Genomic DNA, 20570 nt, shown 5'->3' on the forward strand with positions numbered 1-20570 from the left:
GGGCGGGGATCAGCCGCGCAGCGCGGAGGCGAAGATCCCCGGCAGGGCCGACCAGCGGGGCGCGGCGGCGAAGCCGCTGAGCAGCCGTCCGGTGGTCGCGGCGGTCCGGTTGGTGACGAACCACGGCGGCTTCGGGGACAGTGACGGTTCGCCGTGCAGGAGCGAGCGGGGGGCGGGGCGGAACGGCCCGCGTACCACCGTGCGTTCCGGACCGTCGAGCAGCAGGGCGTTGTGGACCACGCCGATCCCGCTCTGCACATCGTCGACCGTGTGCCCGGGGAAGGCGCCCCAGCTCGCGGTGGCGGTCAGATAGCCGACGCCGGTCCAGGCGTTCACGGCGACCGTCCCGTAGCGCAGCCGGGCGATCGCCTCGTCCAGCGCGGGGCCGAGGGCGGCGAGGGTACGGGGGTGGGCGATGAGATTGACGCCGAGGGTTCCGGCGAACCGCTCGTTCGCGGTGGTGACCGCGTCGTCCAGGAAGGTGGCCGGGTCGCCGGGCAGTTCGAGGACGCCCAGCACCGGGGCGAAGTACTCGGTGGTCAGCGCCGGTCCCGGGTCCCGGGCGTCGAGGTCCTCGATCAGGACGCGGTCACCGATCCGGCGTGCTCCGGCGTACTCGGTGAGTGCCTGGGCGACCCGGTCGTCGCTGCCCGGGTAGTAGGCCGGGCGGGCCGGGGCGTTGGCGAGGGCGGCCCGCAGATGGGCCAGGAAGCGGTCCTTCTGCGCCCACCCGGAACTGAGGACGACGACCTGGCTCGCGACGCAGTTGTAGCCGCCGTTGTGGAGCCGTTGGGTGGCGACGTGTTCCGCCTGGAAGCGGAGATCGGCGTCGGACCAGTTCCCCGGGAGCACGAGGGTGGGTGAGACGCCGCCCAGTTCGCTGGTGACGGGCTTGTCGAGCAGCGGGGTGCCGGCGCGTTTGCGGTCGGCGCCCGCGGTGCCCGTGCCGAAGACGATCGCGTCATGGGTGACGGCGCTGCCGGTCATATGGACATGGCCGACGTCCGGGTGGTGGACGAGATGGGTGCCGATGTCGGCCCCGCCGGTCAGGATCCGGACCGCGCCGGCGTCGATCAGCGGGGCCAGTACCGCGCGGAAGACGGTGAGCAGTCCGTCGGTGACCGGGTTGAGCTTGAGGACGACGACCCGGTTGTGGGCGTAGAGCTCGTACAGCACGTCCAGGACCGGGATGGAGGTGATGTTCCCGGCGCCGAGGACGACACCGACGCCGCCGGTCTCCTTCGGCCTGCGCAGGGCGAGTCCGGCCCGGTCGCGGATCTCGTCGGTGGTGACGCCCGGGGGCATCCAGACATCGGCGCTGAACCCGCTGAGCAGCAGCCGGTCGTAGACACTGTGCGGCAGGACCCGTACGGCGACCCGTCCGCCGGGGGCCGGCCGGGTGGTGAACGCGTCGACGGGGCTCCGTCCGGCCTCCAGTGCCCGGATGCTCGCGGCCAGCGCCCCGGTGCCGGTCAGTACGGGGTACGGGCCGGTGATCCACTCCTCGCCGGTCAGCGGGCTGTCGTGGGGGAGCCGTTTGTACGCGGCGGCGGCGCGTACCCAGGCCGCCGCGTGCTCACCGGCCGCGGTGTGGACGCGTTCCAGCAGTTCGCGGCGGCGGGCGAGTCCGAGGGCGGCCCAGGCGGACTCGCCCCGTACGAGGTCGGCGACGGCGCGGTCGGCCTCGGCCAGCCGGTCGGCGGCGGGTGCGGAGGTGGTCATCGCGCGGCTCCCTTGATGAGGTCGGCGGCCTTCTCGGCGGCCATGACGGTGGGCGCGTTGGTGTTGGCCCTGGGGACCGAGGGGAAGACGGAGGCGTCGACGACCCGCAGCCCCTCCACTCCGTGCACCCGCAGCCGGGGGTCGACGACGGGGCCGATGGCGCAGGTCGATGTCGGGTGGTAGAGCGTCATGCCCGAACGCTGGGCCCACGCGAGCAGATCGGCGTCCGAGTCGGAGTCCGGGACGTCGTAGGGGCCGGTGATGACCTCGGCGGCCGGGGCCTGGGCCGCGATGTCCAGGGCGATCCGGATTCCGGCGACGAGGGCGGCGCGGTCCTCGTCGGTGGTCAGGTAGTTGTGGATGATCCGGGGCGCGGCGTCCGGGCGGTCGGAGCGCAGGGTCACCCGGCCGCGGCTGGTCGGTGCGAGGACGCAGGGCCCGAAGGCGAAGCCGTGCTCGGTGACGGCGCCGAGTCCTTCCTGGTGGAAGAGGACGGGGGCCATATGGAATTGCAGGTCCGGGGCGGTGAGGCCGTCGCGGCTGTGGAAGAAGCCGCCCGCCTCGCCGACGTTCGAGGTGAGCGGGCCGCGTCCCTCGCCCTGGAGGAGGGCGGCGTTGTCCGGGCTCGCCGCCGTCATCAGGGACTCCGTGTCGGTGCGGAAGTTCAGCATCGTCATGTAGTGGTCCTGGAGTCCTTCGCCCACCGGCAGATCGGCCACCACCTCGATACCGAGGGCGGTGAGCGCGGCGGCGGGTCCGATCCCGGACAGCATCAGCAGTTTCGGGGACCCGTACGCCCCGGCCGACAGGATCACCTCGCGTCCGGCGGTGATCACCTCGGTCCCGCTGTCCCGGGTCACCTCCACCCCGGTGGCCCGGCCGTTCTCGATCACCACCCGGTCCGCGCGGGCCCCGGTCACCACCGTGAGGTTCGGCCGTTCCAGGGCCGGGTGGAGGAAGGCGACGGAGGTGCTGCACCGCAGGCCGTCGCGCTGGGTGAGCTGATAGGGGCCGACGCCGAGCTGGCTGCCGCCGTTGAAGTCGTCGTTGCGGGGGTGTCCCGCCTTGACCGCCGCCTCGACGAACGAGGTGACCAGGGGATGGTTCGACCGGCTGTCGGAGACGGTCAGCGGACCGCCCGTGCCGTGGAAGGCGTCCGCGCCGCGCGTGTTGTCCTCGGAGCGGCGGAAGTAGGGCAGGACATCGTCGTAGGACCAGCCCTCGGCACCGGCCGCCGCCCAGCCGTCGTAGTCCGCGCGGTTGCCCCTGATGTAGATCATCGCGTTGATCGAGCTGCATCCGCCGAGCACCTTGCCGCGCGGCAGATAGGCGCGGCGCCCGCCGATGCCCGGTTCGGGCTCGGAGTCGAGGTCCCAGTCGAGGTCGCTCTTGAACAGCCTGCTGAAGGCCGCGGGCACATGGATGTCCTGGGCCGTGTCCGGACCGCCCGCCTCGATCAGCGCCACCCGTGTCCCGGGGTCCTCGGACAGCCGGGCGGCCAGGACACAGCCCGCTGATCCTGCCCCGACGACGACGTAGTCGTAGGTGTTCATCCGATCTCCTTCGGCCGGCTCTGATCCGTCCCCTGACCTCCGGGCGACTGTGCGGGCGCCACATGGAGGGATCGAGGGGAACGTCGATGACCGGAATGTTTGCCGTGATACCGGTGCACCGCCATAGGCGGTGGGCGGGAGTAACCGGCCGGTCTTTGTGCCCGCGCACAATCGCCGAGGGTCTACCCTCGTCCCATGACGACAGCGCTGGGCGCCGACGCGCACATCACGGAGCTGGTCGGCCGGCTGCTCGCGTCGGTGGACCCGCTGACGGACGAGCTGACCGCGGAGATCCTCAGCGGTGAGCATCAGTACGTGGAGAGCACCCTGCTCAGCCATGAGCAGTTGCGGGACGCCGTGCACGACAATCTGCGGACGCTGCTCACCGCGCTCCAGGGGCGGCCGACCTCGCTGGACGCGCCCCGCGCGGCGGGCCGGCTGAAGGCCGAGCGGGGCATTCCGCTGGCCGCCCTGCTGCACGCCTTCCGGCTGGCCGGGCGGTTCATCTGGGACCGGCTGCTGGTGATGGCCGTGGCCGAGGACAGCACCACCGAGTTGCTGCACATGGCGTCCGGTATCTGGGTGGTGATCGACGAGTGCTCCGGCGCGGCGGCCGAGGCGTACCGGGCGTCCGTGGAGGAGCAGTCGCGCCGGGACGCGGCTGCCCGCAGCGTCATGCTCACCACCCTCCTCGACGGCAGCGCCGGGAACGGCGCGGGAGCCTGGGAGACCGTACGGGTGCTGGGGCTGGACCGGCAGGGCCCCTTCCTGGTGGTGTGCGCGGAGGTCAACGACGGCACCGAACCGCTGCCCGCCGTGGACGCCCGGCTGCGGTCCGCCGGGATCGGCTCGGAGTGGATCCAGCAGATCGGCAGCCGGGTCGGGCTGCTCGCCCTGCCGAACGAGCACGCGGCGACGACGGCCGCCGAGCAGCTGGCCCGGTCGGCCGTGTCCCGGGTCGGGGTCAGCCGCCCCTTCGCGTCCCCGGCGCAGGCGCCCAGCGCCTGGCGGGAGGCCCAGATGGCGGCCCAGTGCCTGCCGCCCGGCACCGATGGCGCCCATGTCTACGGCAGCTCACCGATCGCCCTGCTGGCGGCGGCCTCACCGGACATCGCGGCGGAGGTGACCCGTACGGTGTTCGGGCGGCTGCGTGATCTGCCGGAGCCGGAGCAGACCCTGCTGCTGGACACCCTGGAGACCTGGTTCACGGCCGGCGGTTCGACCACACGCGCCGCCGAGCGGCTGCACTGCCACCGCAACACCGTGCTCTACCGGCTGAACCAGATCGCCGCCCTGACCGGCCGCCGCACCACGGACGCGGACTCCTCCGCCGAGCTGTACATCGCGCTGCGGGCGGTACGGCTGGCGGGCGGCACCGGGCCCCGGGCGGCGGGGAGGGCCTGACGGGGACGTGACGACCGGATGCTCGCGGGAGGCGGGTGCGCGGTCCGGTGGGGGGCCGGTCGGCGCGGGTCGGCGCGGGTGCGGGAAGCGGGTCCGGTCGGCGCGGGTGCGGGACCCGGTGCGGGCGGTTTCCGGGGGTCGGGGACGGGCGGTTCCCGGGGGTCGGGGACGGGCGGTTCCCGGGGGTCGGGGACGGGCGGTTCCCGGGGGTCGGGGACGGCCGGTTCCCGTCGGGCCCTCCCCGGTTCCCGGGGGTCCTTGACCGGGCAACCAACTGCCGCGCGCGGCGGCCCGCCTCACCGGTCGGGCCCTGCCGTTCGACGTGAGCCCTCTCCGCTACCGGCCGCGAAAGCGTCGGCACAGCAGGAGCGGCCCCGCGCCGGGTGGGCCGGAGCCGGACGGGTACCGGCCATGGGCGGATGACCGAAGACTTGGGTTTGGGCGGGGGCTGCGCGGGCCACCGGATTCGCGGGCCGGGCGGCGGCGGGTGGGCGGGGCACTCCTGTGGCCGATGAGACGGGTGGCAGGCCGGGGAAATGTGCCCGGTTCACATGCGGACGGCGGCGACTGCCGCGAGCGGTCGAGAACTTGCCTGGGCCGGCGCCGGTCGCATTGTCCGGCGGGCGCGTTGCTCAGCTCCCGTCCGGACTGTCACCGTCGGTGGGCACCTTCGCCACACGCGGTGAGGGCCGTACCTCCTCCGAGGACAAGGAGTACTCCGTGGAAATGGAAGAGGCACGTGAGCTGGACATCGAGGCGGTGGACGGGGAGGAACTCCCCGAGTTCGCGCTGATGGTCGACGTCCCGGACTGATCACCGGGTGAACGGCGGCCGGGCCGTGCTCGTCGGCCCGGCCTGCCGGTCGGGGCGGATCACGCGGATCGACCACTGGGACGGCTTGTCAGGAGGGTGTGTGCGGATCGAGCCGGACGCCGGGTCGGCCAGGAGCGACGAGGACCGGCTGGACGAGCTGGTGGCAGGCTGTCTCACCGCCGCCGGTTGCGCCGCCGGCACCTGGACACCTACCGATCTGCGCTATCCCGGGCTGCACGCCACGGCACACCGGACGCAGCGGGCGCGGCGGACGGCCACACCGGCCCTGGAGCAGTCACGCACCGGGGCGCCTGCCGCCGCGGGAGCGGGAGGCGGGGCCGCCTCCGGCGCTCTGGAGCAGACCGAGGAGCGGGTGCGGGCGATGGTGCTCCGCGCCCGGCGCAGCCAGGCCCGTGCCCGGTCCGTGGAGAAACGCACCGGATGGGCCGTGGATCTGGCGCCGTCCGGCGAGGACCATCTGGCACAGAGCGTCCGGCGCGCGCTGCGGCAGGCTCCCGCCCCGGCCGACGGGTCCCGGGGCGGGCGTACGGCTGAGGTGACCGACTGGAGCGCGGAACAGCACGAGGTCTTCGAGGAGGGGTGCCGCATCCTCCAGGCCGCCTGGCCGCAGATGCTCGCGGAACTTCGGGTGACGTTGCGTCAGGTGGCGTTGCTGGGCGGCTGGGGGATCGACGGGTTCACCGATTTCACCGTGCACGGCGCTGTCTTCGTCAACAGTCGTCGACTGGGCGACCAGGGCACCGAAGGGCTCGCGGGCCGGTTCCGGCTCGTGGAGGCGCTGGTGCACGAGGGCACCCACAACCGTTGCGACGCGGCCGCCGCCTCCGCCGCGTTCCTCCGGGCCTCCGGCGCGCAGGAGTTGGCGAGCACACCGCTGCGCGCCGATCCACGCCCACTGGCCGGACTGTTCCAGCAGGTCGCGGTGCTGGCACGCAGTGTGCTGCTGTACCGGCGGCTGCCCGACGGACCCGCCGTACGTGACCGGCACGCCGTCCTGCTGGAGCAGGGCGGCCGGGGCGCGGCCACGCTGCGCGGCCGGGCCGGCGCCCTGACCGACGCCGGACGCGAGCTGTTGGACCAGGCCGAAGCGGTCTTCGCGACGGGAGCGCCATGAGCGCGGTCGAACCCCTCCCCCGGTCCGCGGGGTCCGGCGGGTCCGCCCGTACCGCCGAGCCGGGGCCGTCCCCGGTCTGGCCGGTGCAGGTGGTGTCGCCGTTCCCCGACGCGCCGCGGTTCGTGCTCGGCCGGACCGCCGCGCGCAGCAGCGCCTTCACGCCGAACGACGCGGCAGGCGGGCGTACGGTCCTGATCGGGGCGGCCACCGGCACCGATCGCGCGGATGTGGCGCGGCGGGCCCGGGGCGAGTTGATGGAGCGTATGCACAACGTCCTGTCCGGGCACCGGGCGCGTGAGGGGGCCGTCGTCGCGTCGTACGCGTCGCTGCGGCGCCGGGGTACGGCCGCGCTGGATCCCTGTTCCTGGGCGGAGTTGCGCTCGCTCACGCATCTGCGGGAGGCGGCGATGCCGTGGGTCACGGGCACCTCGCTGACCGGCGGCGGTCAGGTGCTCGTCCCCGCGTGTGCGGTGTACCTGGCGCATCGCCCGCCCGCCGGATGTCCGGCGCCGCTGCGGCCCGGTTCCACCGGGCTCGCCGCGCATGACACCGCCGCGCGGGCCCGGGAGCACGCCGTGCTGGAGATACTCGAACGGGACCTGCTCTGGCACGCCTGGTACGCCGACGCGCCCCGGCGGTCGCCGCGAGGCCCCGCGCCGCTCGACGAGGAGCTTCGGCGGGTGCTCGTCGTGCTGGGGCTGCGGGAGCGGTGCCTGGTACTGCCCGGTCCCGGGGGTATCTCGTGCGTGGTGGCCTGTGTGCACATAGGTGACGGCACCCAGCAGAGTTTCGGGGCGCGTGCCACCTCCGGGGCGCTCGGCCCGGCCGCGGTGTCCGCCGTACGTGAGGCGCTGATGGTCCGCTGGAGCATGGGAACCGCGAGCGCCCGTACCGTGTGGGCCCGGATGCGGGAGCAAGCGCCGGACCGGCAGCCGAGCGGACCGCTGGAGCACGCCCTGCACACCTTCCACCGCCAGGACAGTCTCACCGCACTGCTGCGCGGCGCCACCTGGGAGCCCTGGACGACGACGGCGCGTGGTCCCGTCGGGGAACCCCGGTCGACAGCACGCGCTTCCGCCGCCGACCCCTGGGCTACGGCGCACGATTCGTCCGAGGACCCCTGGATGACGGAGCCGGACTCCGCCGAAGACCCCCGGGTGACGACACGTGGTCTCGCCGGGGACCTCCGGGTGACGGCACGTGGTTCCTCCGGGAACCCTGGGGCTGCGGGGCACGATCCTGTCCGGGACCCCGGGGTGACAGCACCCGGCCCCGCCGAGGCCGCCCCGCGTCTGCTCGCCGAGCGGACCGGCGAGGACGTCGTCGAGGTCGACACCTCCGTCTCCGCGGCCGACGGCGGCCGGGCGGTGGTGGTGCGGGTGATCGCCCCCGGCGCCCGCCGGATGCCCGTCGACGAACCGGACCGGGCGGCCCTCGCCCTCCCCGCCGGGAACGCCCGGCGGCATCCTCCGCACCCCCTCGGCTGACCGCGGTCCGCACGCTCGTTCCCGTCCGACCTCCCTGGAGACTGGAGATCCCCATGTCCGCGCCCGTGTCCCTTCAGGCCCCCGGCCCGGCGGAACCCGCCGGGGCCGCCTCGTACGCGCGGCGATTCGCCGACCGCTACGACACCTGGTTCGGCAGGAAGGGCCTGACGAACGACACCGTCGGCCTCCTGGCGCGGCTCGCCGGGTCCGGTACCGCGCTGGAACTGGGCGTGGGCACCGGCCGGATCGCGCTGCCGCTGGCGCGGCGCGGTGTCCGCGTGGAGGGCGTCGACGCCTCACCGGAGATGGCGGCCCGGCTGGCGGCGCGGCCCGGCGGCGAGCACATCCCGGTGACCATCGGTGACTTCACCCGGCTGCCGTCGGACGGACGCACGGTCGACGTGGCCTTCCTCGCCGGGGGGACGTTCTTCGAACTCCCCACCCAGGAGGACCAGTCGCGGTGCTTCCGCCATGCGGCGGCGCTGATCGGCGACGACGGCGCGTTCGTGCTGGACGCGATCGTCCCCGAGGTGCTGATCGGCGCGGAATGGTCGCGCGGCCATGTGGTGCCCGAGACGGGCGAGGACCTGGTCGTGCTCTACCGCCGGTTCGACAGTGCCGCGCAGCGCTACCACTCGCACTACGCGATCACACCCGCCGACGGAAGCGGCAATGTGCACATCCATGTCGCCTTCCGCTACGCGGGCGCCGGTGAACTGGACCTGATGGCGAGGGCGGCCGGGCTGGAACTGCGCGAGCGGTACGGGAGTTGGGGCGGGGCGCCCTTCCGGGACGGCTGCCCGTACCACGTGTCGGTCTACCGGCCCGCGCGCTGACCGGGCGCCCCCGACCGTGCCTGACTGGACCGTGCCCGCCTGGGCCGCCCCCGTGCTGACCGCCGCCGGCGTGGTACTGCTCGCCGCTTTCGTCTTCTGGGGAGCACGGATCTCCCCGAACCGCCCGTTCTCCTGGGCCATGTACTCCGGCTCGTCCAAGGGCTTCCTGTGGTCGGACGACGGCAGCGTCACCGTCCTGCCGGTGCACCGGCTGCGGATCGCGCCGGGCGGCCACTTCCTCACCGTCCCGGAACTGCGCGCCCTCCTCGCCGACGGTGACTTCGAACTGCCGTTGAGAGGACTGATCATCGGCTCCGACGGCGGCTGGGAGGTGCGGTACGAACCTGCGGAGCACCGGCTGCGGCTGACCCGTCTGCCCGCCGGAGCCGAACTGCGCCTGCTGGCCGACGCCTTGCGCCCGGCCCCGTGAGCATCCCCGTACTCACCGCCGCGCTGCTGCTCGCCCTCGCCGTGGTCTGGCACGCCGCCGTCGTCCTGGCCGACGCCCGCGCCGTCACCCGGCACCATCCCGACGGCCGGGTCTACCGTCCCGGCCGCGGTTGGACCTCCGCCGCCGGGCTCGCCGCCCGCCGCCGCCTCTCGTACCTCATCGTCGTGGCGGGCGCGGTCCTGGCCGGTCTCTGCCTCGTCGCGGGGCTCGCCCCGGGGCGCGGCACGGCCATGGTCCTGGGCGGGTGGGCCGCCGTCGTCCTGGCGCTGCTGCTCGCCGACCGCCGCCATGGCCTCAACCGGTACACCGCCGTGTGCCTGGCGCTGCTCGCGGGCTGTCTCGTGCTGGCGGGCGGCGCCTGGGCCCTCGGCGGCCGGACATGGACGGCGGCGGCCGGTCCGCCCGCTTCGTTCTTCGCCGCGCAGTTGTACCTGGTCGCCGGGGTACGCAAGCTGCGCTCACGGCACTTCATGGACGGCGGCGTCCTCATCGACAACCTCGCCTACAACGCCGCCCAGGCCGCCGCGGGCAGCCATGACTTCGTACCCTTCCCGCGAACGGCCGCGCTGAGCACCCTGCTGGTCCACCCCGCGCCGCGCTCCGTCTGCCGTGCCGTCGCCGTCTGCGCGGCCGTCGGCGAAGTCCTCCTGGGACTCGCCGTCCTCGGCCTGCTCCCCCGGCCCGCCACCCTCACCCTGGCCCTCGTCCTGCACTCGGGATTCCTGCTGCTGAGCCCCCTGCGCATCGTGCCGTTCTCGGCGGCGTCGATGGGCCTGTGCGTCCTCGCCACGTCCCAGCCGCTGCTCCCGGGGCCCTTGGGCTGACGGCCACGGGTCGGGCGGAAGTGCCAGGGACAGCTGTCGCCGTCGAAGCGGCGGGAAAGGGTGCGATGCGGCTCCCACGGCCCACCGGCCCACGAGGCCGTTCGCCGGACGCGGGACAGGACGCGGCGTCCCTTGTCAGCGGGGCCCGGAGCACACCCGGTGGGCGGAAGGGCGGCGGCCGTGCCGCCGGGGCAGCGGTCGGGGTATTCTGCGGGCAGCGTCGCGTGCCGGTGGCAGACCGTGTCAGGCATGGAGGCGTCCGACCGAAGGAGGCCGGCGTTGAACACGTCGCACCCTTCGTTCTCGCGTGTCTGAGCGCGAGACGACCAGGCTCGTGGCCTGGAGCAAAGAACTCCGTCAGGTGCACCACCGGCTGCGGCGAGCGCTGGAAGTGACCCGCGCGTCCCTCACTGACGGCACCACCGGTGAGGCCGCCACCCGTGAACTGCTGTTGTACTGCCGTGGTTTCTGCGCGGCTCTCGACAGCCATCACAAGGGCGAGGACCGCACCCTGTTCCCGGCCATCGCGGCCGCGCATCCGGAGCTGCGCCCGGTACTGCGTTCGCTGGAGCAGGACCATTCGATGATCGCCCACCTGCTGGGCGGCCTCCAGGCGGCAGTCGAACGGGCCGCGCCTCCCGAGGAACTCGATCTGCACCTCGAAGGCATCTCCGCGCTCATGGAGAACCACTTCCGTTACGAGGAACGGCAGTTGCTCACCGTGCTCGAAACCCTTGAGCTGACAGCCGCGCCCGGGGATGTGCTGGGCCCGCTGTGATCCCGGACCGGACCGGTGGGGGCGATGGCCGTGACGGTCACCGCCCCCACCAGTCGGTCGTCGCCGTCGCGCTCCGCCGGAGGCCGATCACTCGCTCCCCGGCCGCTTTCCCGGACGGGAGAGGGCGACGGCCCATGGTACGTTCCCGCTCCCCATGGCCCGGTCGTCCGGGCCGTCCGACCCGACGCCCCGTCAGCACAGGTTCCCCCGTCCGGCGACGGCTGAGCATGTGCGGCACGTGCGGCCCACGCGGCACGCTCACAGCGTTTCCGCGGCGGTCCCCAGTCCGAGGACGACCAGGATGCCGCCGGTCGCCCTCTCCAGCGCCGTGTTCACCCGGGGCCGGCGCAGCCAGCTCAGCAGACGGGCCGCGAAGACCGCCACCAGGATCAGCCAGCCGGCCGCGATCACGGCGTCGATGACGCCGAAGATCAGGGTCACGGAGAGCACGGAGGCGCCCTCGGGGAGGAACTGCGGTGCCACGGCGACGAAGAAGAGGCCGACCTTGGGGTTGAGGAGGCAGCTGAGGAGCCCCTGCCGGAACGCCAGGAAGGTGGTGGGTGCGAGTCCCTCGGGCGGAGCGGCGGTGGTGTCCGCGCCGTTCGACGCGCTCCGGCGGTGTGCCCACAGGGCCTGCGCGCCCAGCAGGACGAGATAGGCCGCGCCCGCCATCCGTACGACGGCGAACGCGGCGTCCCAGCGGTGGAGCGCGGCGGCCAGCCCCACGGCGGCGGCGACCGCCCAGACGAGGGAACCGACCGCAGCGCCCAGCGCGGTGGCGATCCCCGGGAGTCTGCCGCCACGCACGCAGTTGCGCAGCACCAGCAGGGTGTCCGGTCCGGGCACCACCGTCACCAGCAGGGCGAAGAGAGCGAAGCTCGCGAAGGCTGTGAGCACGGAGGCTTCCTGTTCCGACGTCGGCTGCCGAGCGTGCTGTCGAACGCCCGGCGTCGAGGCTATCGGCCTGGTGAGGCCCCGCGCCGCGGAGATCCGCGAAGCCCCCGGGAACCTCCTCGACTCCCGCCCCGGCGGTCACCCGCCATCCGTGACGCGGGTACGGGATCGGCACATGCCCTGTCGCCTCCCGTTCGCCCGGGGCCGGGCCCGGAGCGCGAACCGGACTTCGGGCCCAGCGGCGGACGCGGCGGTGCCGGCCACTACGGGCCCTGCGGACCAACCGGGCGACCTATCAGCGCTGTTGGCCGCCACAGGTGCCCTCGACCGTGCGTCCGGTACGGAAGAAGGTGATCGCCTTGTCGGCGCAGGGCGATGAGGGCAGGGTCGCGTGCCCGTCGTCCAGGATGGTGAGCAGGGCGCCTCCGGTGGCGTCCCTGGCCCGTTCGGCCCATACGTGGGGAGTGACGTCCTCGTAGAGGTGGCCGGAGAGCTGGAGCGCGCTCTTGCCGTACGCGGGCTTGGCGGCGGGCATCTTGTACGGCCACTTCGCGCACCAGGGGCTGAAGTGCTTCCCTCCCGTCAAGGGATCGGCCTCCCGACGGGCCTCGCGGGCCGCCCACAGTTCACCGAAACCGCGGCTCGCGGGGGCGGTGTTGCAGAGGATCGCGTTGTACTGGAGTGAGTTGAAGCGGCTGCGCGGATTGCTCAGCCCGAGAGGACGTACCGGCGCCGGTGCGGCGGTTTCCGCCCGGGGCGCCGGTGGCGTCGGAGGCGTGCCGCCGTCGCGCACCGCGACCAGGCTCTTCGCCGCGTCGGCCCACTCCTCCTGGGGGCGGTAGAGCTGCTCGATCACCCAGTTCCCGTCCAGGCGTACCCCGCCACCGGTGCGCGGCTTCCGCTCCAGCTCACTGCGCAGATCGCCCAGCCGGCCGCGGACGGTGGACTCGTCGGCGCCCAGGTGGTGCTCGGCGTCGCGCTGTGCCAGCCAGGCGAGGAAGGGCGCGGTGCCGCGGTTACCGACCGCCTCCGTCTCGCCGTCCATCGTGGGCCAGTGGACCGTCGGGGGCATCACCGAGTCCAGCCACACGCGTTTCGTGTGGCGGTCGAACAGGGAACGGTAGGCCATTCCGATGGTGGTGCCGAAGGAGGCGCCGTAGAAGTTGATCTTCTCCGCGCCAAGTGCGGCCCGGAGCCGGTCGATGTCCCGGGCGGCGTTCTCCGGGGTGATCTGTCGTACGAACTCGGGATCGACGGCCGCACAGCGGTTGTTGAACTCGGCCTGCTGGTCGAAATCGGCCTTCTTGAACTTCTTCTCCGGCGCCGTCGGTGCCGGTTCCGTCCTCGGATTCTCGCCGCAGTCGACGTGGTCGCTGTATCCGGTGCCCCGGACGTCCAACGCGACGAGATCGTGGTCGGTGTTCAGCGTGGCGAGTCCGCGTCGTGCCATCGCAGCCGAGTCGGTGATGTTGAACAGCCCCGGCCCGCCGAGGTGGGACACGATGGGCGCCTCGCGCGACTTCCCCTCCGTGGCCTTGACACGGCTCACCGCGATCTTGATCTTCCGGCCCTCCGGCTTTGCGTAGTCCACCGGTACGGTCAGCTCGGCGCACTCGGTGCGGGTGTCGTTCTCGATCGGCCAGTCCACCGCCGCGGTCGAGCACAGCTGCCACTGGAGTCCAGCCCTGGCGGGATTCCCAGGGTCCTGCGCGGCGGCGAGGCCGGTGCTCGCCTGCGCCCCGGCGAGCACCATCGCCGAGATGGCGAGGGCGCGACGGCGCGCGACCCTGACGGGGCCGGGCTGTTCACTGCGGTGATCGGTCATCGGTGACAAGAGAGGAAGCCTCCGTGTGAGGGGATGACGGAAAGATCCACGGCGTCCGCGGACACGACCACCTTGGACAGCACACGCATCCACCACGCACGGATACGGCCGCAGCCGCCCATCCGTTCTGTATCACCAACGCAACGGCGCACTCGCGCCGTTGAGCGACCGGTCGCCTACAGTTCCGTGCTCGTACCGGACCTGCGTGAGTGCCGCGGTGGGGCACCCGAGGGCGCCGCGATGTGGTGCAGCTACTTCTTCCCCGACGACCAGGTCCACCTCAACGACATCCACGACCGGAGCACCCGCGCCGCACGCCAGTTCTGACGGCTGTTGCAGCGCGAACGGGCGGCGGGGTGACGTTCGGCGTTCCGGTCAGGGGGCGGGAACCGGACCGCCGGGTCGGAACCGCTCCACCCCGACGATGTGGCGCACCTTGACCGGACGCACGATCACCGCGACCCGCTGTTCCCCCGGCATGATCCACTCGTACCGTTCGCCCAGGTACTTCCGGGCCAGCCGGTCCATCCGGTCGTGCGCCTCCTCGCCCTCGATGAACCGGGCCACCACGCCACTGATCTGCACCCGGTCGAAGGGGTCCGCGGCGTCCGCGTGCGAGAGGTAGACACGGGGGTCGCGGCGCAGGTTCTCCTCCTTCACCCGGCCCACCGAGGTGTTGAACGTCAGCTCCCCCTCACCCTCCAGATCCACCCACATCGGGCTGACCTGCGGCGCGCCATCGGCGAACACGGTCCCGACGTACCAGATATGAGGGGCGCGCAGCCGGTCCCGGACAGCTTGGTCGAAGGTCGCAGTCATCCGGGGAGGCTACCAACCCTGATCCCGGCCTCCGCACCCTCACGGCCGATCGGTTCAGCCGTGGTAGGGAGCCGCGACGTCGAGGACCCAGGTGACGCCGAAGCGGTCGGTGAGCATGCCGTACAGCGGCGCCCACTGCGCGGGCTCCAGCGGGCGCACGACGGTCGAGCCCTCGGCCAGCTTGCCCCAGAGGGCGCCGATCTCCTCCGCGTCGTCACCGCGCACGGAGACGAAGAACGGGTTCTCGCCCTGGCTCCAGGGCAGCTGCGAGGGCACGTCGTAGGCCATGACATGGAAGCCGTTGTCGCCGGTCACCTCGCCCCACATCACCTGGTCCGCCTCGCTCCCGTCCCGCACCGCGCCCGCGTCCTGGTAGGTGACCACGACGACATGTCCGCCGAAGACGGACCCGTAGAAGTCCAGCGCCTCACGCGCGGCGCCCCGGAAGTTCAGATGAGTGGTGGTCCTGAAAGACATGATCTGCTCCTTGCTCCATGTGACGAGTACGCCGCCCGCCGTTCAAGATCCGGCGCGCGGACGGCCGTGACGAGGGGCGATGCCTCCCGTTCGGCTCGTATGCCACGATGGCAGGATTAGAGGACAGGTTGTGTCCTGTACTACTGGGGAACGGGGCACGGGTGTCATGCACAAAACCTCCTCGCGGCTGCTCGCACTGCTCTCGCTGCTGCAAACGCACCGTGACTGGTCAGGCGAGGATCTCGCCGAGCGTCTCGACGTCACCTCACGCACCGTGCGCCGCGACATGGACCGGCTGCGCGAACTCGGCTACCCGATCACCACCGTCAAAGGACCGGCCGGCGGCTACCGCCTGGAGGCCGGCACCGACCTGCCGCCCCTGCTGTTCGACGACGGCCAGGCCGTCGCCCTGACCGTCGCGCTCCAGACCGCGGCCGTCGGCACCGCCGTCGCCGAGGATGCCGCCCGCGCCCTGGCCACCCTCCGCCAGGTCATGCCACCCCGTCTGCGCCACCGCATCGACCAGCTACGCGTCACCGCCGTCCAGCCGCCCGCGGCGACCGGCGACACCCCCCAGGCCACGGCTCAGCTCCTGATGGACCTGAGCCGCGTCATCCACGCCCGCGAGGAACTGCGCTTCGACTACGCCCCGGGTGCGAACGCCTCGGCCGACGCCCCCCGCCGGGTGGAACCCCACCACCTGGTCGCATGGCGACACCACTGGTACCTCGTGGCCTGGGACCTCCCTCGCGAGGACTGGCGCACCTTCCGCGTCGACCGCATCCGGCCCCGCACACCCACCGGCCCCCGCTTCACCCCTCGGCAACTCCCCGGCGGCGACGTCTCCGCCTTCGTCACCGGCCGATTCCGCGGCAACGACGGCACCACCACCGACTGGCCCTGCCAAGGCGAAGTCATCCTCCGCCTCCCGGCCGCCGACGTCGTACCCTTCGCCCAGGACGGGATCGTCGAGGAGCTCGACGCCCACCACTGCCGGCTCGTCCTCGGCTCCTGGTCATGGACCGGACTCGCCACCGCCATCGGACGCTTCGACACCGGGATCGAGGTCATCGGCCCACCCCAACTGGCCACCGCGTTCCGGGAACTCGCCGCCCGCTACGCCCGTGCCGCGCGCATCCCGCAAGCCGACGCGGCCGGTGACGGCCTGGCGGGCGAGGCATAGCGCGCGACCGGCGGCGTGCCGGATCCCCTCCGACCGGTCGGCCGTCCTCCGGTGCTCGCCACAGCCACCGAACCACCCCCAACCGGTAGCTGACGCGGCCCGGCATGTCCCGGTTCCTCCGGATGCGGCCGGGCCCGGGACATGCATATCTTGTTCTGGAACTATGCGGTCTCCTCGGATGCGGTCGAGCAGCCCAGGTGTGGTTCGAGCGGCCCGGCAGACCATCCGCACCATCCCGCGCCCCGTCCTCGCGGGACCTTGTCCGGGCCGCACCCAGGGCGGCCCTTCAGCCGTGGAACCGCAGGGAAACGCGGGACCGTTTCGCGGCGTCCCCAGGCACTCCGAGCGTGACCAGGGCGGCGTGGACAGCGTGGAGGGCGTGCGGGCCGGGACCGTCCGCCCCTCGGGCCGTGTTCGGGACCGTCCGCCCCATGAGCCATGCGCGCCTGCCCCGTCCAAGAACCCGTACCCACTCCGACCGGCGTACCCACGATCACTCTGGAGCGCAATGCCGGACATCGCGTATGTGAAGATCCACCCGGCGATCGGTGTCGCCCGGGTCGGGAACAGCACCAAGTTCTTCTACGGGCCCGAGAGCCCGGACGAGCCGCCCAGGCCGCCCGGCTTCTCCAAGGACGGCTCCGCCATGATCAAGAGGCAGGCGGCGCGGTTCCGTGTCTACGGCTACGACAAGGACGGCAACGTCCTCGGAGAGATCGAACACGGGCAGGACAACGCCACCGTCACCTGGACCGTGCGCCTGGCGAACAAGAAGGCGTCCTGGTACAAGTTCGCGCTGGCGCTGGACATAGAGGACGCCAAGGCGATCCCCGACGGAGACGCGCGGATCGCCCGGCGCAACGCGAGCACGGCGGAGCGGAGCAAGCTGAAGATCACTCCGCCCGCGCGGTCGATCTCCGGACCCGACCAGTCGGGCAAGGCGTTCGACACGGGGCGGATCAACGGGATCGCGGTGTACCTGGGCGAACTGCTGACCGACGCGGCGGGCAGACTCGTGGTGCTCGGCGGCAGAGGGAAGTCCGACTCCTTCACCGTTCCCCGGACCGCGCTGTCGGACTTCGGCAACAACGACGGCTGGTACGACGACATCTCCGACGGCCCGGTGACCGCCGAGGTCACGGTAGGCGGCCGGAACCTCACGGCGACGCCGGCCTGGGTGGTGGTGGCACCGCCGAACTACGCGCCGGACGTCAAGGGCATCGTGACACTCCACGATCTGCTGTACGACCTCTTCGTGCGGACCGGCGACCTGCCCTTCCCCGCCAAGGTGACGTTCGACGAGCACATCAAACCGGTGCTGCTGCGGTTCACCGGACACCAATGGGTCAACCAGGGCTTCGCCGCGGAGTTCGGATGGCGCGCCCCGAACGACTTCACCTCCCCGCAGGTCCTCGCCCTGCTAGGCAGCAACAAGCCCCAGTACCAGGACCTGCGGCAGCGCGTCCTCTACCACATGCGGCAGTACAAGCGGGACGGCATGTCACCGCTGCCCTGGCCGTGGCTCTACGGGGACGCCATGGCCAGCAGACCGAAGTCCGCCCTGCAACACGGGGTGCTCACCGTCACGCATGTGAGACTGTTCGAGTCCTGGGTGAAGGGTGACTTCGACACCACGGTCCGGACCCCCCAGCCCGACCTCGACAAGGCGCCCGTCGCCCTTCAGCCCGGTCTGCTCGACCGGGCGGCGCTGGACTATTGCCTCGCCGACGCCTTCCACCCCGGCTGCGAGGTCACCTGGCCCATCCGTCACCGCACGCTCTACCAGGAGCCCTTCCGCATCCTGCACCGTACCGACGGCAACGATCCGGACCACGGGACCCACCTCACGTCCACGAAGGCACTGGCCGACAACGGTCCGCTGCACGCGCAGGGCCCCGGTGACCTCACCCGCTGGATGGGCCTCCCCTGGCAGACCGACACCGCGAGCTGCCGCTCCGGCTACGAGATCGTGGCCAACATCGGCGCCCGCTACAGCCCCTATCTGCCGTCGTTCTGGCCCGCCCGGGTACCCAACCAGGTGCTCAAGGAGGAGGACCTGGACGTCGTCAACAACAAGGGCGCCACCCACGACGACGACCTGCGGGAGAAGGCCTTCGCCCGGCGGGCGGTCTGGCTCCGGTTCCTGAGCCCGGACAAGGCCGAGGGCTGGCAGAACATGGTCGACTGGTGGGCCAGGTTCGGCATCGTCGAGACCCACGCCTACACCGTCGAGGACGGGAGGTTCCCCGACCGTATCCTCGCCGAGTCCACGCCCGGCCTCCCCAAGGTCAACGACCGCCGGAACCTGGTCAACGTCCACGTCCCCGAGGCGGACCCGGCCGTGTCCGACAAGTTCAGGCGCACGGACGTGAACCGGCAGGCTGTCGACGAGGTCGCCCGGAACACCCGGTTCACACCCGAGGAGATCTCGGCCGGCTACCTCACCAAGATCGACCCCTTCCGGGACAACGGATGACCACCGAGGCGGTGCCCGGCGACGGGCACCGGCCCACCCAAGGCCGTTACGACGCCGTGGTCACCGGTGGCGGACCGGCGGGCGCCGCAGCGGCCATCACACTCGCCAGGTCCGGGCGCAGCGTGCTGCTCGCGGACGCGCGCTCCGGACCGCCGAAGACCAGCGAATCCCTCGTTCCCGCCGCCAGAACGCTGCTTCAGGACCTCGGAGTCGGGCCCCGCGCGCTCGACCGCGACCACCGTCCGTGCCACGGCGGTCTCTCCGCCTGGGGATCGCCCCGGGTGGAACAGGTCTGCTTCATCAACGACCCCCACGGCCACGGCTGGCAGCTCGACCGGACGGCCTTCGACCGTCTGCTGCGTTCCCAGGCCCGCGCCCGAGGCGCGGAGGTCGCCGAACACACCACCGTGGGGCGCCCCGTACGGGAGCCGGACGGTGGCTGGCGGCTCCCGGTGACAGCCCGCGGTACGTGCCGCACCGTACGCTGCCGATGGCTCATCGACGCCACCGGCCGACGCGCACGTATCGCCGTGCACTGCGGGGCCCGACGGCGGCGCTACGACCAACTCGTGTCCGTACACCTGCGGTTCGTCCACGACCCGTACGACAGCGAGGACCTGTCCGTGGTCGAATCCGTACGCGACGGGTGGTGGTACACCGCCCCCTGCCATCCTCTCGGACGCGACGCCGTGTACTTCACCGACACCGACCTCGTCCCACCCGGTCTCACCACCACCCAGGGGTTCCTCGACCAGCTCGCCGCCACCCGTCATACCGGCTCCCGCGCCGAGGGCCGCCGCCCCTGGCCCGGAGGCGTGCCGCGCCGCGGCGCCGCCCACACCACCCGGCTGGAACCGGCGGCGGGAGACGGATGGATCGCCGTCGGCGACGCCGCGACCGCCTACGACCCGATCTCGTCCCAGGGCGTCCTCACCGCCCTCTACACCGGCAAGTGCGCCGGGGAGACCGTGGACGCCCGCCTGGCAGGCCGACGCGACGCGGTCGACACCTACCTGGCACGACTGGACGAGACCTTCGACAGCTACCGGACCGGCCATCGCACCGTCCACTCCTGGGAACAGCGCTGGGCCGACCGCCCCTTCTGGCAACGGCGCCACACACCTGTTCCCGCGCCCACCGCCCGGGTCGGTCCGCTACACTGACCGCGAACCGGCGGTGGACGCGGGCGAGCGTGCCGCCGTACGGGAGTCCTGATCAGCGCCCGGTGGCCGGGGCGGGCCTACGCCGCCTCATGGATGACGAGCTTGAACTCCGCGAGGGTCACCCTCCTCGGGGCGTTGTCGTTGTGCATCACGCGCAGCGCGAGGGGCACGTCGGGGGAGACGAAGATGCCATGCCCCTTGACGTAGCACTGCATGCCGGGAGTCGGCGCGCGGTGCTCGGTCGCCGTGGTGTCGACGACACCGAGCGGGTTACGGACGAACTGGTCCCGCAGCTCGGTGTAGCCGTTCGTGCCGCTGGCCGATTCCCACTGGATCATCGCGTAGAGCTGGCCCCACCCAACTCGTGACGGCCGGATGAGGCCGCTGCGGTCGTCGGTCGCATAGTCCGACACAGGGGGGCCGTCAAGCTGCTCGGCCTGGTGCATGTTGAACCGGTCCGACGACTCGCCAGTGCCATAGGGGAAGCGGATGATCCTGTACGTGTCCCCCGCTGGGATCAGCTGAGGTGTTTCGACCTTGAGGGAACACACCTGCACACCGGGTATGGCCAAGGGCTCATGCGTTGCCAAGAATTTCTCCAATGAGGAGGGCTTCACCCGGCCCGCAACCAGCAGTGGGGCCAGGCGCTTTGGCCCTGCACGTTACCAGTTCGCAGTCATATTAATGATCTTCAGACATGGCGTGTCGTTCCGTGGACGGGGCAGCGGCG

Annotated in this window: 19 protein-coding genes; 12 read left to right on the forward strand and 7 right to left on the reverse strand. The window is 72.3% G+C overall.

The window, feature by feature from the left end; translation table 11 throughout:
- Window positions 1-9 precede the first annotated feature (9 nt).
- Window positions 10-1722: an aldehyde dehydrogenase family protein gene (locus OG711_RS05640; protein WP_329558598.1), complete on the reverse strand. Its 1713-nt coding sequence runs from the start codon at window positions 1720-1722 to the stop codon at window positions 10-12.
- Entirely contained in the window at window positions 1719-3275 is a 1557-nt protein-coding gene (locus tag OG711_RS05645; RefSeq protein WP_329558599.1) for a GMC family oxidoreductase, read from the reverse strand. The genes OG711_RS05640 and OG711_RS05645 overlap by 4 nt, the downstream gene beginning before the upstream one ends.
- Before the next feature lie 195 nt (window positions 3276-3470).
- Between OG711_RS05645 and OG711_RS05650 the strand changes: the two genes are divergently transcribed.
- The 8 genes from OG711_RS05650 (at window position 3471) to OG711_RS05685 (ending at window position 11003) form a co-directional block, all read left to right on the forward strand.
- Window positions 3471-4679 carry a PucR family transcriptional regulator gene (locus OG711_RS05650; protein WP_329558600.1) on the forward strand — a complete coding sequence of 403 codons (1209 nt, stop codon included), beginning with the start codon at window positions 3471-3473 and terminating at the stop codon, window positions 4677-4679.
- Between the two features lie 660 nt (window positions 4680-5339).
- On the forward strand, window positions 5340-5492 hold the full coding sequence (locus OG711_RS05655; protein ID WP_329558601.1) for a hypothetical protein: 153 nt from the start codon (window positions 5340-5342) through the stop codon (window positions 5490-5492).
- A gap of 100 nt (window positions 5493-5592) precedes the next feature.
- Entirely contained in the window at window positions 5593-6627 is a 1035-nt protein-coding gene (locus OG711_RS05660) for an aKG-HExxH-type peptide beta-hydroxylase (protein WP_329558602.1), read from the forward strand.
- Window positions 6624-8114 carry a YcaO-like family protein gene (locus tag OG711_RS05665; RefSeq protein ID WP_329558603.1) on the forward strand — a complete coding sequence of 497 codons (1491 nt, stop codon included), beginning with the start codon at window positions 6624-6626 and terminating at the stop codon, window positions 8112-8114. Before OG711_RS05660 ends, OG711_RS05665 begins: the two co-directional genes overlap by 4 nt.
- A gap of 53 nt (window positions 8115-8167) precedes the next feature.
- A complete protein-coding gene (locus OG711_RS05670) occupies window positions 8168-8950 on the forward strand; it encodes a class I SAM-dependent DNA methyltransferase (RefSeq protein WP_329558604.1) in 783 nt (260 codons plus the stop codon).
- Between the two features lie 16 nt (window positions 8951-8966).
- Complete coding sequence (locus OG711_RS05675; RefSeq protein WP_266506000.1) at window positions 8967-9380, forward strand: hypothetical protein; 414 nt, start codon at window positions 8967-8969, stop codon at window positions 9378-9380.
- The gene (locus OG711_RS05680) at window positions 9377-10225 is read left to right on the forward strand and encodes a hypothetical protein (protein ID WP_329558605.1); all 849 of its coding nucleotides are present in this window, start codon (window positions 9377-9379) and stop codon (window positions 10223-10225) included. Before OG711_RS05675 ends, OG711_RS05680 begins: the two co-directional genes overlap by 4 nt.
- Window positions 10226-10532: 307 nt before the next feature.
- Window positions 10533-11003: a hemerythrin domain-containing protein gene (locus OG711_RS05685; RefSeq protein WP_329558606.1), complete on the forward strand. Its 471-nt coding sequence runs from the start codon at window positions 10533-10535 to the stop codon at window positions 11001-11003.
- 258 nt (window positions 11004-11261) lie between these two features.
- Here OG711_RS05685 and OG711_RS05690 read toward each other — a convergent pair whose 3' ends face one another.
- Both OG711_RS05690 and OG711_RS05695 read right to left on the reverse strand, forming a co-directional pair.
- Window positions 11262-11900, reverse strand: coding sequence for a LysE family translocator (locus tag OG711_RS05690; protein WP_329558607.1), 639 nt, complete (start codon window positions 11898-11900; stop codon window positions 11262-11264).
- 292 nt (window positions 11901-12192) lie between these two features.
- Window positions 12193-13722, reverse strand: a complete 1530-nt coding sequence (locus tag OG711_RS05695; protein ID WP_329558608.1) for an alpha/beta fold hydrolase — start codon at window positions 13720-13722, stop codon at window positions 12193-12195.
- A 186-nt stretch (window positions 13723-13908) separates the two neighbouring features.
- Between OG711_RS05695 and OG711_RS05700 the strand changes: the two genes are divergently transcribed.
- Window positions 13909-14049: a hypothetical protein gene (locus OG711_RS05700; RefSeq protein ID WP_329558609.1), complete on the forward strand. Its 141-nt coding sequence runs from the start codon at window positions 13909-13911 to the stop codon at window positions 14047-14049.
- 48 nt (window positions 14050-14097) lie between these two features.
- Here OG711_RS05700 and OG711_RS05705 read toward each other — a convergent pair whose 3' ends face one another.
- Both OG711_RS05705 and OG711_RS05710 read right to left on the reverse strand, forming a co-directional pair.
- A complete protein-coding gene (locus OG711_RS05705) occupies window positions 14098-14541 on the reverse strand; it encodes a TIGR03618 family F420-dependent PPOX class oxidoreductase (protein ID WP_329558610.1) in 444 nt (147 codons plus the stop codon).
- 54 nt (window positions 14542-14595) lie between these two features.
- Window positions 14596-15018, reverse strand: coding sequence for a VOC family protein (locus tag OG711_RS05710; protein ID WP_073787032.1), 423 nt, complete (start codon window positions 15016-15018; stop codon window positions 14596-14598).
- A 166-nt stretch (window positions 15019-15184) separates the two neighbouring features.
- Here OG711_RS05710 and OG711_RS05715 point away from each other — a divergent pair, with 166 nt between their 5' ends.
- The 3 genes from OG711_RS05715 (at window position 15185) to OG711_RS05725 (ending at window position 19840) form a co-directional block, all read left to right on the forward strand.
- Window positions 15185-16201, forward strand: a complete 1017-nt coding sequence (locus OG711_RS05715; protein WP_329558611.1) for a helix-turn-helix transcriptional regulator — start codon at window positions 15185-15187, stop codon at window positions 16199-16201.
- A gap of 508 nt (window positions 16202-16709) precedes the next feature.
- Complete coding sequence (locus OG711_RS05720) at window positions 16710-18677, forward strand: LodA/GoxA family CTQ-dependent oxidase (RefSeq protein WP_329558612.1); 1968 nt, start codon at window positions 16710-16712, stop codon at window positions 18675-18677.
- Window positions 18674-19840, forward strand: coding sequence for an FAD-dependent monooxygenase (locus OG711_RS05725; RefSeq protein WP_329558613.1), 1167 nt, complete (start codon window positions 18674-18676; stop codon window positions 19838-19840). The genes OG711_RS05720 and OG711_RS05725 overlap by 4 nt, the downstream gene beginning before the upstream one ends.
- 77 nt (window positions 19841-19917) lie before the next feature.
- Here OG711_RS05725 and OG711_RS05730 read toward each other — a convergent pair whose 3' ends face one another.
- Window positions 19918-20430, reverse strand: coding sequence for a hypothetical protein (locus OG711_RS05730; protein ID WP_329558614.1), 513 nt, complete (start codon window positions 20428-20430; stop codon window positions 19918-19920).
- Window positions 20431-20570: the final 140 nt, after the last annotated feature.

It is taken from the genome of Streptomyces uncialis, from assembly GCF_036250755.1.
In the GTDB taxonomy this organism is placed as follows: Bacteria; Actinomycetota; Actinomycetes; order Streptomycetales; family Streptomycetaceae; genus Streptomyces; species Streptomyces uncialis.